This window comes from Helicobacter apodemus, from assembly GCF_000765745.2.
In the GTDB taxonomy this organism is placed as follows: Bacteria; Campylobacterota; Campylobacteria; order Campylobacterales; family Helicobacteraceae; genus Helicobacter_D; species Helicobacter_D apodemus.
In genome coordinates, this window is sequence record NZ_JRPC02000118.1 from 1 (window position 1) to 453 (window position 453).

Genomic DNA, 453 nt, shown 5'->3' on the forward strand with positions numbered 1-453 from the left:
AGCTCCATAAGAGTTATCGTTATTAATATAAATTTTCTCCTCTTTGTCATAGCATAGGTAGGGCAAGAAATCTGAAAGTCTATAACGCTTAAAAATATTATTAAAAATTGCTGTTGGTAAGGAAGTTAAATCATCAAAAGGTTTTATAACTTTTTTAAAGATATTTTCCTTTTGTATATTTAGGGATTCTTTGGTGGCTTGTAGCTTCTCTTTAGATTCTTTTAATTTACTCTGAATCTCTCCTAATCTCATTTTCCAGCCTCATTATAATCAAACATTCTCTCTTTGTTCGTTTCTGCTCCTGCGTCGCTTAATACAAATTCACCCTCCTTAATCTTAATCCAAGATTCGCTGTAACCGTGATAGTTTCCATCCTTGCTTACAAATGGGAATATTACAATTTGAGCAAACAATGGTTGCCTGTATAAAGGCATATTATTGGGAAGCTCTACA

Annotated in this window: 1 protein-coding gene and 1 pseudogene; both read right to left on the reverse strand. The window is 32.7% G+C overall.

Going from position 1 to position 453, the window contains the following annotated elements:
- Positions 1–252 (reverse strand): TraC family protein (locus tag LS72_RS10595; RefSeq protein WP_138155366.1); only part of this gene is annotated, 252 nt, incomplete at its 3' end.
- A pseudogene (locus LS72_RS10600) lies at positions 249–453 on the reverse strand (hypothetical protein); the annotation flags it as partial. The pseudogene LS72_RS10600 and the gene LS72_RS10595, both read right to left, overlap by 4 nt.